Below are 15,100 nucleotides of genomic sequence, written 5' to 3' on the forward strand. Positions count from 1 at the left end.
GAGCTACAGGGATTGCCCGAAGCTGATGGTCGGGCTCAGTTGTACGCAAACCGGCGGCTTTGGCTGATCCGCCTCCCGCGCCTCAAGCACGATACGGGCCGCGCGCTCACCGATCTCGCGGCGGCAGGCATCGGTGGTGGCCAGCTCCAGCGGCAGCCCCTGCAGGATCTGCAGATTGTTGAACCCCGCCAGCGCCACGTCGCCGGGCACCGACAGCCCCTCGGCCTGACAATGCATCAGACCGCCGACGCTCATCACGTCGCTGGAATAATAGATGCATTCCAGGTCCGGCGTGCGCTCCAGCATCTGCGCGGTCAGCTGGCGCCCGGTCTGGATCGAGCTTTCGCCAGCATAATGCTCTCGGTCCATCAGCGTGACACCCTGCTCTGCCAGCCCTTCGACAAAGCCGTCAAAACGTTTACGCGCGCGGAAATCCTGCGGCATCTTGGTGCCGATAAAGCCGATCTGCCGATAACCCTGCGACAGGATCTGCGCCGCCATGTCCCGCCCCGCCTGCAGATGGGAAATGCCGACGCAGTGGCGCACCGGGGTGCCATCCACATCCATCACCTCCACCACCGGGCAATCCGCCTGCTCGAGCATGCGCCGGGTGGCCTCAGTGTGCTCCAGCCCCGCCACGATCAGCCCCGAGGGACGCCAGCTCAGCATTTCGCGAATCACGGCCTCTTCTTCATCGAGTTCATAGCCCGATACGCCAACCACCGGTTTCAGCTGCGTTTCCTTCAGCACGTGGGAAATCCCCGACAGCACCTCTGGAAAGACAAAACTGTTCAGCGACGGCACCACCACCGCAACCAGATTGACCGATTGCGAGGACAACGATCCGGCGATGCGATTGGGCACATAGCCGTGGGCACGGGCGATTTCCTCGACCCGCGCGCGGGTTGCCTTGGACACATCCGTAGTCCCGCGCAACGCGCGGGAGGCGGTCATTTCACTGACCCCGGCCAGACGGGCGACGTCCTTGAGCAGCAGCTTCTTTGTCATGCGCGCATGGTCCAGCACTTCGCGCCCAGCCGCAAGAGGCAGCGGGCCGGGATTGGCCGATGATTTCAGGCAGGGTTGATTTACTTGATCGTTATCGATAACGAATACACAAATGTTAGCGCCACCGCTATCGATACCGCAACCAAGGGGCGATTCTGAACACGCCCACTGCACGGAGACAGATGTCATGACCCTGAAGATCGCAATCAACGGATTTGGCCGCATCGGCCGTGGCGTTCTGCGCGCCCTGCTGGAACGCGGCGACACCGACATCGACGTGGTGGCGATCAACGATCTGGCCCCCGCCGAAACCCTGCTGCATCTGCTGAAATACGATTCCGTTCATGGTCGCCTGCGCGCGCCTGTCTCTCTCTCGGACGGGATCCTGCGGGTGGGCCGCCACACCATCCGGCTCAGCGCCGAGCGCAATCCGGCGGATCTGCCCTGGGAAGGCGTCGACATCGCCTCTGAATGCACCGGCCTGTTCACCAGCCGCGATGCGGCGGCGGCGCATTTGGGCAATGGCTCGAAACGCGTCCTGATCTCCGCCCCCGGCAAGGAGGTCGACCGCACCGTGGTCTATGGCGTCAACCACATGGATCTGACCGCGGACGATCTGGTGGTCTCCAACGCCTCCTGCACCACCAACTGCCTGGCGCCAGTGGCGCAGGTGCTGGATCAGGCCTTTGGCATCAAGACTGGCTACATGACCACCATTCACGCCTATACCGGCGACCAGCCGACCCACGACAGCCCGCACAAGGACCCCTATCGCGCCCGCGCCGCGGCCCTGTCGATGATCCCGACCTCCACCGGCGCCGCCCGCGCCATCGCAGAGGTGCTGCCGCATCTGAAAGGACGGCTGGAAGGCTCCGCCATCCGGGTGCCGACGCCGAACGTCTCGGTTGTCGATCTCAGCTTTGTGCCCGAGCGCGCTGCCACGGTCGAAGAGGTCAATGACGCCCTGCGCGCAGCCTCGGAGAACGGGCTGGCGGGCATTCTGGCCTATGAAGAGGATCCGATGGTCTCGGTCGATTTCAACCACGACCCGCATTCGTCCTGCTTTGCCGCCGCGCAGACCGCTGTCACCAGCGAAGGGCTGGTGCGGGTGGTCAGCTGGTATGACAACGAATGGGGCTTTTCCAACCGCATGCTGGACACCGGCCGCCACATGGGCCGCCTGATGAAGCCAGAAGAGATGGCGCTCGCCAGCTGAGCGCAAAAGATCAAGCAATCACTGACCCACGCGGCAGATCATGGCGGGTGGGATTGCACGGGGGCCGCACGCAGCGGCCCCTTTTTCGTGCCGTATAAGGCTCCGATCACCCGGCCTTGCGGGCCTCGTCGGCGGCGCCTGTGATCGTGGCCAGCGCCGCCTCTACTGTGGCAGCATCATGGACCAGCGGGTGGCGCAGCCCATGGGTGGCAAAGACGCGCCGGATATCCAGCCCCGCCCCTGTCAGCCACAGGGCGACGCCTTGCTTTTGGGCCTTGTGCGCCAGCCCTTCGATCATATTGGCACCGGTTGAATCCAGAAACGGCACCGCCGAGAAATCCACGATCAGCGCCTTGTGGCTGTCCTGAATGCGGTCCAGCACCGACCCGATCGAGGCAGTAGCGCCAAAGAACAGCGCCCCGGTGATGCGGTAGACCACGACATCCGGGTTCGCGGCCTGCTCTTCGTGGTATTCGCCGCGCCCATCGGCGCTATCGGCCTCGTCCCGCCCGACCAGGGGCGTATGCCGGGACACCGCCGTTGCCCGACTCATCCGCTGGATGAACAGCACCGATCCCAGGGCAAGACCGACAACGATGGCCTCGGTCAGATCGCGGAAAATGGTCAGGAAGAAGGTCGCGGCCAGAACCGTCGCCTCACCCCAGCCCGAGCGCAGCAGGATGGCGATGGCGGGCCGTTCGATCATGTTCCACGCCACCACGGCCAGCACCCCGGCCAACCCAGCCAGCGGAATAAAGGAGGCCAGCGGCGCAGCGACCAGCATGAACAGCAGCAAAAACACCGCATGCAGCATGCCTGCGATGGGACCATGTGCCCCGGCGCGCACATTGGTGGCGGTACGGGCAATGGTGCCGGTGACACAAAAGCCACCAAACAGGGAGGAACCGATATTGGCCGCGCCCTGTGCGACCAACTCGCAATTAGACCGATGTCGGCGCCCGGTCATGCCATCGGCCACCACTGCCGACAAAAGCGATTCAATGGCCCCCAGTAGGGTAAAGGACAGGGCGGAGGGCAGCACCGCAAGGATACGATCCAGCGACAGATCCGGCAGGCGCGGCGCAGGCAACGAGGCGGGAATGCCGCCGAATTTGGTGCCGATGGTCTGCACCGGCAGTGCCAGAAATGCCGTGGCCGTCGCCGCCAACGCCACTGCGATCAGCATGCCGGGCCAATGCGGGCGCCAGCGTTTGAGGCCAAGGATCACGGCAACGGTTACAATCGACAGGCCCAGCGCCGCCGGGGTGATGCTGTCCCTCACCTCCCAAAGCGCCGGGAGTTTTTCCAGCAGCTCTCCCGGTTCATGAGGCAAGGTCAGCCCGAACAGCTCTTTGATCTGGCTGGCAAAGATGATCACCGCGATCCCCGCCGTGAAGCCCACGGTGACCGGAAAGGGAATGAACTTGATAAAGGTGCCCAGCCGCAGGAACCCCACCGCCAGCAGCATCAGCCCCGACAGGAAGGTCGCCAGTATCAGCCCTTCGATCCCGTGCTGCGCCACCGTTGCAGCGACCAGAACGATAAAGGCACCCGCCGGGCCGCCGATCTGGAACCGCGACCCTCCGAGCAGCGAGACCAGAAATCCGCCGACAATCGCCGTATAAAGCCCCTGCGCCGGTGTCGCCCCCGAGGCGATGGCGATGGCCATCGACAGGGGCAGCGCCACGATGGCGACCGTCAGCCCGGCAATGGCATCGCCGCGCAGCCGCGCCAGACCGTAGCCTTCGCGCAGCACGGTAATCAGTTTCGGGGTAAACAGCTCTGCAAAGCTTGGCGCTTCATGCGCACTGCTGGTCTGGTCTTTCATCTGGGCCGCACCTTTGGTTGGTGTGCGGCGGGATCGTCGGCATAACGTCGGCGGTCGCCGTCGCGGATTTGGATCTTAAGGGGTCTGGGGTGGAGATTTCAGGCGCACACCGCGCCCGCCAGCCGTGCTGGGCACGCCTTCGGCGATCAGCTCGATACCCGCCTGTTCCAGCGCAGTGACCACCTTGGTCAGGCTGTCGACCACGCCCCGGACGTTGCCGGCGCTGGCCTCCATGCGCTGGATCGTCGGCACCGAAAGCCCGGCGCGTTCCGCGAGGGTCTTCTGATCAATACCAAGAAGGGCACGCGCCGCGCGCATCTGGGGGCCGGTAATCATGCAGCATACCTGAAATTACACTATGAGGATTCCATATAGGTATAGTGATATATGAAATATCAAAATCAAAGTCCAGAGGTGTGCCGTTACAACCATATGCGTCGCCCTGACTGGTACAAGCAAAAAAGGCCACGCGATGCGCGGCCCTTGCCTCAATCCGCCCAACCGGGCGGAGATATCTGATCTTCCCGTCTAGATCCGGAACACCGGTTGCAGCAGGCGCGGGATGAAGGAACGGAACCGCAGCGCCGCATCAGTAGCGGCCAGGCAGATACAGGCCGCGCCCTCTTCGGCCACCGGAGTATGCTCCAGATCGCTGTCGGCAATCTCCACATCGCCAACGCCAAAACGCCCCGTTTCATCGTGGAACGCACCTTGCAGCACCAGCGTCAGCTCCAGCCCGTTGTGACCATGGTCCGGCACCGCCTGCCCCGAGGGGATATATAGCAATCGCACGCTGCCGCCCTTGCCATGAGACAAGATCGACTGGCGCACGCCCATGCCGAGCGGTTTCCATTTCGGGGGCAACCCGCCCAAAGCCTCCATCACCGGTCCGGGAAACACACCAGAGCGGTGATAGACCGGGGGCGCAGGTTCAACAGGATCGTCCAGCGCATCCAGAAGCCGCGCCTTCAGATCGGTCGACACGGCCATTCCAGCCTCGGTGCCGCAGGCATTTTCAAGCATGGCGCCGCCAACCGCCTCATGCGCGCCCAGCCGGGCGCGGCACTCGTCGCACATGGAGATATGCGCCGCCAGCACCAGCGAGAAAGCCTGTTCCAGGCTCCCCGAGGCATAGGCGATCAGCAGCTCATCAGGGATATGATGGGTGATGCTGCTCATGAGGTTTCAGTTCCCTTCAATTCGTGCCGCAACCGTTCCAGTCCAAGCCGGATGCGGGATTTTATCGTGCCAAGCGGCAGACCCGTTTCAGCGCGGATGTCCGAATGGCTCAGCTCCCCGAGGTAAGCCTTTTCCACCATCTCGCGTTGCGCGGGCTTCAGCCGCTTCAAGGCCTCCCTCAGGCGCGACGTCTCTTGCTCCAGGGCAACGATCTGCGCCGCGTCTTCCTGCACCTCTTCGGGTTGCTTCAGCTCTTCGGGTACGGGGCGGCGTTCCTTTCGGATCACATCGATCTGACGATTTCGCGCAATCTGGTAGATCCAGGACGACACCTGCGCCCGCTGCGGGTCGAACAGGTGTGCCTTGCGCCAGACCGTCAGCATCACATCCTGCACGATATCCTCGGCCTGGCCCTGCGAAATGCCCGAGCGGCAGATCACCCCTTTGAGCCGCGGCGCAAAGTGGTCGAACAGCAAGCCAAAGGCGGCCCGGTCCCGCTGGTCCCGCACCGCAAGCATCCAGAGGGTCTGCTCAGATAAGCTGTTGGTATCCACTTGTTTCCTTTCCCGCGCATCGGCGGTCACCTCACCTACCGTAACCGGTAGCGCGGGCGCATCAAGAGCGGGATCTGCATCAAGTTCCAACATGCCAGTGTTACGTGGCGCCGCTGCGACTGGATCAAAAGCCACCAGAATTTTTTCTGCGCGAACGCACCCCGTCGATTTCATCCCAAGAAGGCGAAAACTTTTGATCCGGCCCGGGAATGGCGGCGTACTCCCTGAAAAGAAACGGAGAACACATGTCATTTGATGTCCCACCCCTACGTCGCCAGCGCATTGCTATTGTTGGCGGTGGCATTTCTGGTCTCGCCGCCGCCTATCGTTTGGCACCCGGCCATGACGTGACCCTGTTCGAAGCCGCGCCGCGCCTTGGTGGGCACGCGCGCACCGTTCAGGCGGGGATGCATGGGACTCAGCCGGTCGATACCGGCTTCATCGTGTTCAACTTTGTCAATTACCCGCATCTGACCGCGATGTTCCGCGATCTGGATGTGCCCATCATCAAAAGCGATATGACCTTTGGCGCCAGCATTGATGACGGCGCCGTCGAATACGGGCTGAAAAGCCTCACATCCCTGTTCGGCCAACGCCGCAACGTGGCCCGCCCGGCCTTTCACGGCATGGTGCGCGACATCCTGCGGTTCAACGCCCGCGCGGTCGAAACCGCCCGCAGTGACGATGTGACCATCGGCCATCTAATGGACGAGCTGCGCCTTGGCGACTGGTTCCAGCGCTATTACCTGATGCCGATCTGCGGCGCGATCTGGTCCACCCCGATGGAGGAGATCCGCGGCTTTCCGGCGCGATCGCTGGTGCAGTTCTTCCGCAATCACGCCTTGCTCAGCGCCACGGGGCAGCACCAGTGGTGGACGGTAAAGGGTGGCAGCATCGAATACGTCCGCAGGCTGGAGGCCCATCTGAAGGCCAATGGCTGCACCCTGCGCCCCGGCACCCCGGTGCAGGCGGTGGAGCGCACAGAGGCAGGCATCACCATCCGCCTGCCCTATGGCGAAACGCAGGACTTCGATCAGGTCATCATGGCCTGCCATTCCGACGATGCGCTGCGGCTGCTGTCCTCTCCCACCGCGCATGAAGAGATGATCCTCGGCAATATGCGTTATCAGGATAACGAGGTGATCCTGCACCGCGACGCCGGGCAAATGCCGAAACGGCGCGCCTGCTGGTCCTCCTGGGTCTACAAGGCGGCGGCGCAGGACAGCCGCCCGGCGATCGGCGTGACCTACTGGATGAACCGGCTACAGAATATTCCAGAGAGTGATCCGCTGTTCATCTCGCTGAACCCGGTCACACCGGTGCGCGACGAGACGATCTATGACACCAACACCTTCCGCCATCCGGTGTTCGATCAGGCCGCCATCCGCGCCCAGAAACAGATCCACGACATCCAGGGCGACAACAACACCTGGTTCGCGGGCGCCTATCTGCGCCACGGGTTCCACGAGGACGGATTTGCCAGCGCGGTGCGCGTCGCCCGCGGCATCGACGCCCGCAGCCTGGCGCAGGTGCTGGCATGAGCGACAGCCCCGCTCCCCTCTGGCCCGACCATATCGCAGGCCACACCAGCCACGCGCGCCGCGGCGGCATCCGCAATGCCTTCCGCTATGGTGTCGATTACGTGCTGATCGACCCGCTGTCAGAGGCGCGACCAGGGCTGTTCTCACGCAATGGCTTCAACCTGTCTTCGGTCAATGACCACAACCATGGCGGCGCGCCGGGCGCGGGGCGCGGCCTACCCTGGGCGCAAGAGGTCTTTGCCGGGGCCGGTCTGGAGCTGGACGGCCTTCAGATTCTGCTGCTGACGCAACCGGGATTCCTGTGGTACACTTTCAACCCAGTCAGCTTCTGGCTGGCGATGGAGGGTGACACGCTGCGGGCGGTGATTGCCGAGGTCTCCAACACCTTTGGCGACCGTCACAGCTACCTGTGCCATCTTGACGGGTTTGCGCCGATTGCGGCCGGTGACGAAATCACCGCCAGCAAGATCTTTCACGTCTCGCCCTTCCAGCAGATCGCGGGGGACTACCGGTTCCACTACGATATCCGCCCGGACCGGATCGCCATCCGCATTGTGCTGGAACATGGCGCTGAAGGCGTGATTGCCACCCTGACCGGGCGGCGGCGACAGCTCAGCAACGGCTCGATCCTTCGGGCGGCCCTGCGGCGGCCCTTTGGCGCGTTCCGCACCATCGCCCTGATCCATTGGCAGGCCCTGAAACTGAAACTCAAAGGGGCGCCATACAGATCCCGCCCCCTCCCCCCAAAGCAGGAGGTCAGCTGATGCTTTTCATTACCAACCGTGTAAAACGCGATTTTCTCGACAGCTGCGCCCAGATCCGCAAGGGCAGCCTGCGCCTGACCACCCCGGAAGGCGAAGTGCATGATTTCGGCAGCGGCGCCCCGGCGGCAGACATGGTGCTGTTCGACTGGGCCGCCGTTTCAGCCATGGCCGCGCGCGGCGATATCGGGCTGGGCGAAACCTACATCGAAGGCATGTGGGAGACCTCCAGCATCGAAACCCTGATCCAGGTGGCGATCCTGAACCTCGATTATTTGACCGATTTTGCCTACCCGAGCTTCTGGAGCGGGCTGAAGTTCCGCGCCGTCGACAAGATCCTGCGCGCCAATTCGATCCGTGGTTCGGCCCGCAACATCAAGGCGCATTACGACGTCGGGAACGAGTTCTACCAGCTTTGGCTCGATAGCGGCATGACCTATTCCTCGGCGCTGTTTGCCCCCGGCGACAATGATCTGGAGCGCGCCCAGAACCGCAAATACGACCGGGTGCTGAACCGGCTGACACGGGGCGAGCGGGTGCTGGAAATCGGCTGCGGCTGGGGCGGTTTCGCCGAACGCGCCGCCGATGCCGGGCGCGATGTCACTGGGCTGACCATCTCTCCCAGCCAGCACGGCTATGCCGACGCGCGGCTGGACGGGCGCGCCTCGATCGAGCTGTGCGACTACCGCAAATCCTCCGGCACCTACGACAATATCGTCTCGATCGAGATGATCGAGGCCGTGGGCGAGCGCTACTGGCCCAGCTATTTCCAGACCGTCAAGGCACGTCTGGCAGAGGGCGGCAAGGCGGTCATTCAGGCGATCACCGTGCAGGACAGCTATTTCGACATCTACCGCAACTCCTCGGACTATATTCGCCAGTACACTTTCCCCGGTGGCATGCTGCTGTCGGATGCGGTGATTGCCCATCAGGCGCGGCAGGCCGGGCTGCAGGTGACGAACTCCTTCGCCTTTGGGCAGGATTATGCCCGCACCTGCCGGATATGGGCCGAGCAGCTGGCGAAACGGGCGCCCCGGATCATGGAGCTGGGCTATGACGCGGCCTTCCTGCGCAACTGGCGCTATTATCTGGAGATCTGCGCCGGCTCCTTTGCCGTGGGCCAGACCGATGTGGTGCAGGTTGAGCTGACCCATGCCTGAGCAACGGTTCCCGCCTCTGGCCGCCGCGCTGTTGATCGCGGCGCTGCTGCTGCCCGGCGCGGCAGCGGCAAACCTGCGCGGCTTTGGCCTGTCGCAGCCGGTTGAGCTGGGCACCGTCATGGTCCGCTGGCTGGGGCTGCCGATCTACCGCGCCAGCCTGCACACAGAGGGGGAGTCCCGGTTTGGCTGGCGCCAGCCGCTGGCCCTGCAGATCGAATATTTCCGCAGCATCTCGCAGGACGATCTGACGAAATCCACCCGCGTCGAGATCCAGCGGATCGAAGGGCCGCGCGCGGATCAGGCCGCGATGATGCAAAAACTTGCCAGCTGTTTCCGCGATGTGGCGCGCGGTGATGTATTCACGGCTGTATCGACCCAGCCAGACAGTCTGGTTCTGCATCTCAACGGGCAGCAGACCTGCGCCATCCGTCACCCAGACCTGCGCAAACGCTTCCTTGGCATCTGGCTTTCGGACAACAGCCGCTCGGCGCGTCTGTCGGCGCGGCTGCGAGGCGATTGATGCACTCAGCCCGGATCAGTCTTTTTGCGCTCATGCTGGCAGCAGCGGGGTTGCCGCTCTATATCCATTTGCCGCGCTATGCCTCGGCAGAGCTGGGGATGAGCCTTGCCACCCTTGGCGCCATTCTGGCGGTGATCCGGGTGGTGGATTTCGTGCAGGATCCAGCGCTTGGTTGGCTGATTGACCGGTATGAACATGCGCGCGGCGCCTTTGCCGCCCTCGCCTGCCTTGGCATGGCAGCGGGGTTCCTGATGCTCTACACCCTGATACCCGCCGCGGGAGGGCTGGTCTGGCTCATCGCCGCACTGGTGCTGCTGTTCAGCGCCTACAGCTTGGGGACCATCCTGTTTTATGGCCACAGCACCAGCCTGGCGGGATCGCCTGAGGCACTGATCCGGCTGGCAGGCTGGCGCGAAGGCGGCACGCTGGCCGGGATCATCCTCGCCGCGCTGGCGCCATCGCTGTTGCAGCAGGCCGGGGCCAATGGTGGCGGCTATGCCGCCTTTGGTATCCTGCTGGCCCTGATCTGCGTTGGCGTCTGGGCATTGACCCGCCCGCTGTGGCAGATTCCCAGCAGTCCCGAGGCACCGGTCACTTGGGCCGCCCTTCGCCGTGCCGGGGGCCTGCGCCTGCTGGTGCTCGCCCTGGTCAACAGCCTGCCTGTGGCGATGACTTCGACCCTGTTTCTGTTCTTTGTCGATGAGAAACTTGCGCTGCCGGACCTCGCCGGGCCGTTCCTGATCCTGTTCTTTCTGGCGGCGGGCCTGTCGGTGCCGGTCTGGACCCGGGCCAGTGCTGCCTATGGTGCCCGACAGGTACTGGTTCCGGCCATGGCCCTGGCCATCCTGTCGTTCAGCGGGGCAGCACTCCTGCCCACAGGCGCAGCTTGGGCTTTTGCCGCGATCTGCATCGGATCGGGGGCCGCTCTTGGCGCGGATATGGTGATCCTTCCAGTCCTGTTCTCGACGGCGCTGGCGCGGGCCGGGCTGCGCGGCGGGCAGGCTTTTGGCCTTTGGACATTCGCCGCCAAACTGTCCCTTGCCGCAGCTGCGGTGATCCTGCTGCCCGCGCTGCAACTGAGTGGATTTGAACCCGGCGGCCCCAATGATGCCAGCGCCCTGATGGCGCTGACCCTGGCCTATGCCGTTTTGCCCTGTCTTATCAAACTGCTGGCGATCGCCCTGGTGATGCGCCTGCCGCGAGAGGTCTCCTTGTCATGAAACTGGTTCTCCTGCTTCTTGTTGCCGTGCTTGTGCTCCCCCTCTGGCGGCCCGGATTTGGCTTTCGCGCCCAGCGGCTGGCGCATTACGCAGACACCGGCCCCGCCTTTGACATTCAGGAGCGTCTTTCCGGCACACTGATCTCCGAAGGCATGATCTACGGGCCGCGCGGGCGCGTTGTGTCGCGCTTTGTTGCGCGGATGAACGGGGAATGGGACGGCGCCACCGGCACGCTGAGCGAGGATTTCGCCTATGCCAATGGCAGCACCCAGGCGCGCAAATGGTATCTGACCATGGGCGAGGACGGGCATTTCACCGCCACCGCCGACGATATCATCGGCGAGGGCAAGGGCCAGCAGATGGGCGCCACCGTGCGGCTGACCTATCGCATCCGTCTGTCCGAAGATGCCGGAGGCCACGTGCTGGACGTCACCGACTGGATGTATCTGATGGACAACGGCACCATTCTGAACCGCTCGGAAATGCGCAAGTTCGGGATTAAGGTCGCCGAGCTGATCGCCACCATGCGCCCAGCGGAGGGCTGAGATGTTCGAAGGGCAGACCTGGTGGATCGTCGGCGCCAGCGAAGGGCTGGGCCGGGCCTTGGCCAAGGAGATGGACGGCGCGGGCGCGCGGCTGATCCTGTCCGCCCGCAATGCCGGGCGGCTGCAGCACCTTTGCGACGGCCTGTCCAATGCCGGGGCGCTACCGATGGATGTGACGGACCCGGATGATGTGATCCGCGCCACGGCAGATCTGGGGCCTGTCGACGGTGTGGTCTACTGCGCCGGGGCCTATGATCCGCTCAGCGCGCAGGACTGGCAGCCGGAGGCAGTCGAGACCATGTGCGCGGTTAATTTCACCGGCGCGTTGCGGGTACTGGGGCAGATCGTGCAGCAGTTTTGCCGCCGGGACAGTGGCCATATCGTGCTGATCGGCTCGCTCGCCGGGTTTACCGGCCTGCCGGGTGCCATCGGATATGGCGCCTCCAAGGCGGCGCTGATGCATCTGGGGGAAAACCTGCAGGCTGATCTGCGCGGCAGCAATGTGCGGGTGCAGGTGATCAACCCCGGCTTTATCCGTACCCGGCTGACGCAGAAGAACGAATTCAAGATGCCGCAGATCCTTGAGCCGGAAGACGCCGCCCGGCGCTGCCTGCGCGCCATGCAGGGGCGGCGCTTCAGCACCAGCTTTCCGGCGCCGTTTTCCTGGGTCTTCACCCTTGGCCGCTTGCTGCCGCGCCGCCTGTTCCTGAAACTGATGTAGCGAGGGATTGATGCCCAACCACGCCCCCCCGAAACAGGTTGTGATCCTTGGCGCCAGTGGCGGCATCGGCGCGGCGCTGGTGCCGCATTACGCCGCCCAGCCCCATGTCGAAACCGTGCACGCTGTATCCCGTCAGGGTGAGACTCCCGAGGGTGGACCCGTGGTGCCCCATGCCGCCGACATCACAAACGAGGCCAGCCTGATCGCGCTGGCTGACGCGCTGGAGGCGCCCGATCTGATCATCCTGGCCACTGGAATCCTGTCGGACGGAACCGCGCTCAGGCCCGAAAAATCCCTGAAACAGCAAAGCCTGTCTGCCTTCGAACAGGTCTTCGCTGTCAATACCTTTGGCCCGGCCATGGCAGCGCGTCACCTGATCCCGCGCATGCCAAGGGACCGGCGCACCATCTTTGCGGCGCTGTCGGCGCGGGTCGGCTCGATCTCTGACAACGGGCTGGGCGGCTGGCACGCCTATCGCGCCTCCAAGGCGGCGCTGAACATGCTGCTGCGCAACTACGCCATCGAAATGGCGCGGCTCAATCCCGATTTCGTCTGTGCAGGCCTGCATCCCGGCACCGTAGACACTGATCTGTCCCGCCCCTTCAGCCGCGCGGTGCCCGAAGGCAAGCTGTTCACCCCCGCCTATGCTGCGGATTGTCTGGCCGGGGTTATCGCGGGGCTGTCACCCGAGAACAGCGGCATGGTTTTTGACTGGGCCGGAAAACCTGTCCCGGCCTGAAGGCACGGCCCGATGCCTGAACGGATCACCGGGTTGTGAGGAACCTCCGCAACCTGCCAAGCCCCCCTTGCCCCGCTGACCCGTGAGGTGCCACAGTGATGCGAGCATGATCCGGGCAGCAATGGCACGGCATGGGAGGGGCATACTTTGAAATCCGTTCGGCTACGCCTGTTGCTGCTGGCGCTGTTACCGCTCAGCGTGCTGATGCCGCTGATGCTTATTCTGGCAATGACCCGCTGGAATGCCGACTACGATGCCGTCCTGATTGCCAAGGTCGACAGCGACCTGCGCATCGCCGAGCAATATCTGGGCCACCTGCAGACCGGCACCGCCAACAGCATGCTGAACCTGGCGCAATCCACCGCCTTTCAGGCCGCGCTGAACGATGGCTCCGAGGCGGTGAACCGTCTTCTTGAAAGTCGCAGACAACAACTGCAGCTCGATTTCCTCGAATATCTGCCGCTTGCCGAACTGGAAGGGCCACAGCAGAAATGGCCAGTGATCCGCACGGCTGCCACCGGGCAGCTGGCCTCGGAGATCGACATTTTCTCCTCTGATGATCTGTCCCTTCTCTCCCCTGCCCTGCAGGAACGCGCCAATATCACCCTGATCGAAACAGAAGCCGCCGCGCCGACCACCCGCAAGGTCGAGGATCGCGGCATGGTGGTACACACTGCCGCCCCGGTGATCATGCCCGGCCATAACGGGGTGCTGCGCGGCGGGCTCCTGCTGAACCGCAACCTCGATTTCATCGATACGCTGAACGCGCTGGTCTATCTCAGCGACGAGGACGGCGGCAACCGGCAGGGCACCGCCACCCTGTTTCTTGAGGACACGCGGGTGTCGACCAATGTGCGCCTGTTCGAAGACGTGCGCGCCCTTGGCACAAGGGTCTCGGCGGTGGTGCGCCGCGTGGTTCTGGAGGAGGGCCGCACCTGGCTGAACCGCGCCTTTGTGGTCAACGACTGGTATATCTCGGGCTATCTGCCGCTGACCGACAGTTTCGGAGAACGGGTCGGGATGCTTTATGTCGGCTTCCTCGAAGCGCCCTATATGGCGGCCAAATCCGAGGCGTACTGGACCATTGTCGGCGCCTTCCTGATGGTTCTGGCCCTGTCGGCGCCGCTGTTCCTGTGGCTGGCCAAGGGCATCTTTTCACCGCTGGAGCGGATGACCGTGACCATGAAACGGGTGGAGCGCGGCGATCTGACCGCGCGCAACGGCGATGTGGGCAGCCGCGACGAGATCGGACAGGTGGCATCGCACCTTGATACCCTGCTGGATCAGTTGCAGGACCGCGATCAGAAGCTGCGCGAATGGGCCGGAGAGCTGAACGCCCGCGTCGATCAGCGCACCGCGGAACTGCGGGCCGCGAACCAGAAACTGGAAGACACCTACAAACAGCTGGTGATGAGCGAAAAGCTGGCCTCGATCGGGGAAATCACCGCCGGGGTCGCGCATGAAATCAACAACCCGGTCGCGGTGATCCAGGGCAATGTCGACGTGATGCGGATGACGCTGGGACCGGGCGCCGCAGAGGTGAAGACCGAGCTGGATCTCATCGACAATCAGGTCATGCGGATCGGCGCCATCGTCAGCAAGCTCTTGCAATTCGCCCGGCCTTCGGAATTCGGCACATTCAAGGAAAGCGTCGATATCGCAAATGTGGTCACCGATTGCCTGGTGCTGGTGGATCACGTGCTCAGCAAGCATAACATCGTGGTCGATGGTCATTTCGATGTCGCCCCGGCGGTGCGTATTGATCCCGGTGAGTTGCAGCAGGTGATCATCAATCTGGTGATCAATGCGGCGCAGGCGATGAAGGAAACCGGCACGCTGACCCTGACACTCAAGGCAGAAGAGCGCGATGGCACGCCGGGGGCTTGCCTGACAGTGGTCGATAGCGGCCCGGGCATCAGCGAGGATCACATTTCAGAGGTGTTCAACCCGTTTTACACCACCAAACCGGGCGAAGGCACCGGGCTGGGCCTGTCGATCAGCCAGACCCTGATCCAGCACGCAGGCGGGATCATCACGGTGCGAAACCGCGAGGAAGGCGGCGCCGCCTTTGCGATCTGGCTGCCGGAGCGCCGCGACTGAAACGGCGC

15 protein-coding genes are annotated in these 15,100 nt (G+C 63.7%); 10 read left to right on the top strand and 5 right to left on the bottom strand.

Features of this window, described 5'->3' with window-relative positions; translation table 11 throughout:
• Positions 1-3: 3 nt before the first annotated feature.
• Positions 4-1,008, bottom strand: coding sequence for a LacI family DNA-binding transcriptional regulator (locus tag SM763_RS12125; RefSeq protein WP_368998688.1), 1,005 nt, complete (start codon positions 1,006-1,008; stop codon positions 4-6).
• A gap of 187 nt (positions 1,009-1,195) precedes the next feature.
• Between SM763_RS12125 and gap the strand changes: the two genes are divergently transcribed.
• Complete coding sequence (gene gap / locus SM763_RS12130; protein ID WP_368998689.1) at positions 1,196-2,224, top strand: type I glyceraldehyde-3-phosphate dehydrogenase; 1,029 nt, start codon at positions 1,196-1,198, stop codon at positions 2,222-2,224.
• A 106-nt stretch (positions 2,225-2,330) separates the two neighbouring features.
• On the opposite strand, the gene SM763_RS12135 is transcribed toward gap, so the two are convergent.
• The 4 genes from SM763_RS12135 to SM763_RS12150 all read right to left on the bottom strand — a co-directional run bounded on the left by SM763_RS12135 (position 2,331) and on the right by SM763_RS12150 (position 5,878).
• Complete coding sequence (locus SM763_RS12135) at positions 2,331-4,052, bottom strand: SulP family inorganic anion transporter (RefSeq protein WP_368998690.1); 1,722 nt, start codon at positions 4,050-4,052, stop codon at positions 2,331-2,333.
• 75 nt (positions 4,053-4,127) lie between these two features.
• Complete coding sequence (locus SM763_RS12140) at positions 4,128-4,388, bottom strand: helix-turn-helix domain-containing protein (protein ID WP_274831365.1); 261 nt, start codon at positions 4,386-4,388, stop codon at positions 4,128-4,130.
• 192 nt (positions 4,389-4,580) lie between these two features.
• The gene (locus SM763_RS12145; RefSeq protein ID WP_368998691.1) at positions 4,581-5,231 is read right to left on the bottom strand and encodes a ChrR family anti-sigma-E factor; all 651 of its coding nucleotides are present in this window, start codon (positions 5,229-5,231) and stop codon (positions 4,581-4,583) included.
• Positions 5,228-5,878, bottom strand: coding sequence for a sigma-70 family RNA polymerase sigma factor (locus tag SM763_RS12150; RefSeq protein WP_368998747.1), 651 nt, complete (start codon positions 5,876-5,878; stop codon positions 5,228-5,230). Before SM763_RS12150 ends, SM763_RS12145 begins: the two co-directional genes overlap by 4 nt.
• Positions 5,879-6,030: 152 nt before the next feature.
• Between SM763_RS12150 and SM763_RS12155 the strand changes: the two genes are divergently transcribed.
• The 9 genes from SM763_RS12155 (at position 6,031) to SM763_RS12195 (ending at position 15,092) form a co-directional block, all read left to right on the top strand.
• Positions 6,031-7,326: an NAD(P)/FAD-dependent oxidoreductase gene (locus SM763_RS12155; protein WP_368998692.1), complete on the top strand. Its 1,296-nt coding sequence runs from the start codon at positions 6,031-6,033 to the stop codon at positions 7,324-7,326.
• Positions 7,323-8,090 (top strand): DUF1365 domain-containing protein, encoded by a 768-nt coding sequence (locus SM763_RS12160; protein WP_368998693.1) that lies wholly within the window; start codon positions 7,323-7,325, stop codon positions 8,088-8,090. Before SM763_RS12155 ends, SM763_RS12160 begins: the two co-directional genes overlap by 4 nt.
• Complete coding sequence (locus SM763_RS12165) at positions 8,090-9,247, top strand: class I SAM-dependent methyltransferase (RefSeq protein WP_368998694.1); 1,158 nt, start codon at positions 8,090-8,092, stop codon at positions 9,245-9,247. Before SM763_RS12160 ends, SM763_RS12165 begins: the two co-directional genes overlap by 1 nt.
• The gene (locus SM763_RS12170) at positions 9,240-9,767 is read left to right on the top strand and encodes a chalcone isomerase family protein (RefSeq protein ID WP_274827667.1); all 528 of its coding nucleotides are present in this window, start codon (positions 9,240-9,242) and stop codon (positions 9,765-9,767) included. Before SM763_RS12165 ends, SM763_RS12170 begins: the two co-directional genes overlap by 8 nt.
• A complete protein-coding gene (locus SM763_RS12175) occupies positions 9,767-10,987 on the top strand; it encodes an MFS transporter (RefSeq protein ID WP_368998695.1) in 1,221 nt (406 codons plus the stop codon). The genes SM763_RS12170 and SM763_RS12175 overlap by 1 nt, the downstream gene beginning before the upstream one ends.
• A complete protein-coding gene (locus SM763_RS12180) occupies positions 10,984-11,532 on the top strand; it encodes a DUF3833 domain-containing protein (protein ID WP_368998696.1) in 549 nt (182 codons plus the stop codon). Before SM763_RS12175 ends, SM763_RS12180 begins: the two co-directional genes overlap by 4 nt.
• A gap of 1 nt (position 11,533) precedes the next feature.
• The gene (locus SM763_RS12185) at positions 11,534-12,253 is read left to right on the top strand and encodes an SDR family NAD(P)-dependent oxidoreductase (RefSeq protein ID WP_368998697.1); all 720 of its coding nucleotides are present in this window, start codon (positions 11,534-11,536) and stop codon (positions 12,251-12,253) included.
• Between the two features lie 10 nt (positions 12,254-12,263).
• Positions 12,264-12,992, top strand: a complete 729-nt coding sequence (locus SM763_RS12190) for an SDR family NAD(P)-dependent oxidoreductase (RefSeq protein WP_368998698.1) — start codon at positions 12,264-12,266, stop codon at positions 12,990-12,992.
• Positions 12,993-13,139: 147 nt separating this feature from the next.
• Positions 13,140-15,092 (top strand): sensor histidine kinase, encoded by a 1,953-nt coding sequence (locus SM763_RS12195; protein WP_368998699.1) that lies wholly within the window; start codon positions 13,140-13,142, stop codon positions 15,090-15,092.
• Positions 15,093-15,100: the final 8 nt, after the last annotated feature.

It is taken from the genome of Pseudophaeobacter sp. C1-32P7 (genome assembly GCF_041008775.1).
Taxonomy (GTDB): domain Bacteria; phylum Pseudomonadota; class Alphaproteobacteria; order Rhodobacterales; family Rhodobacteraceae; genus Phycobacter; species Phycobacter gallaeciensis_A.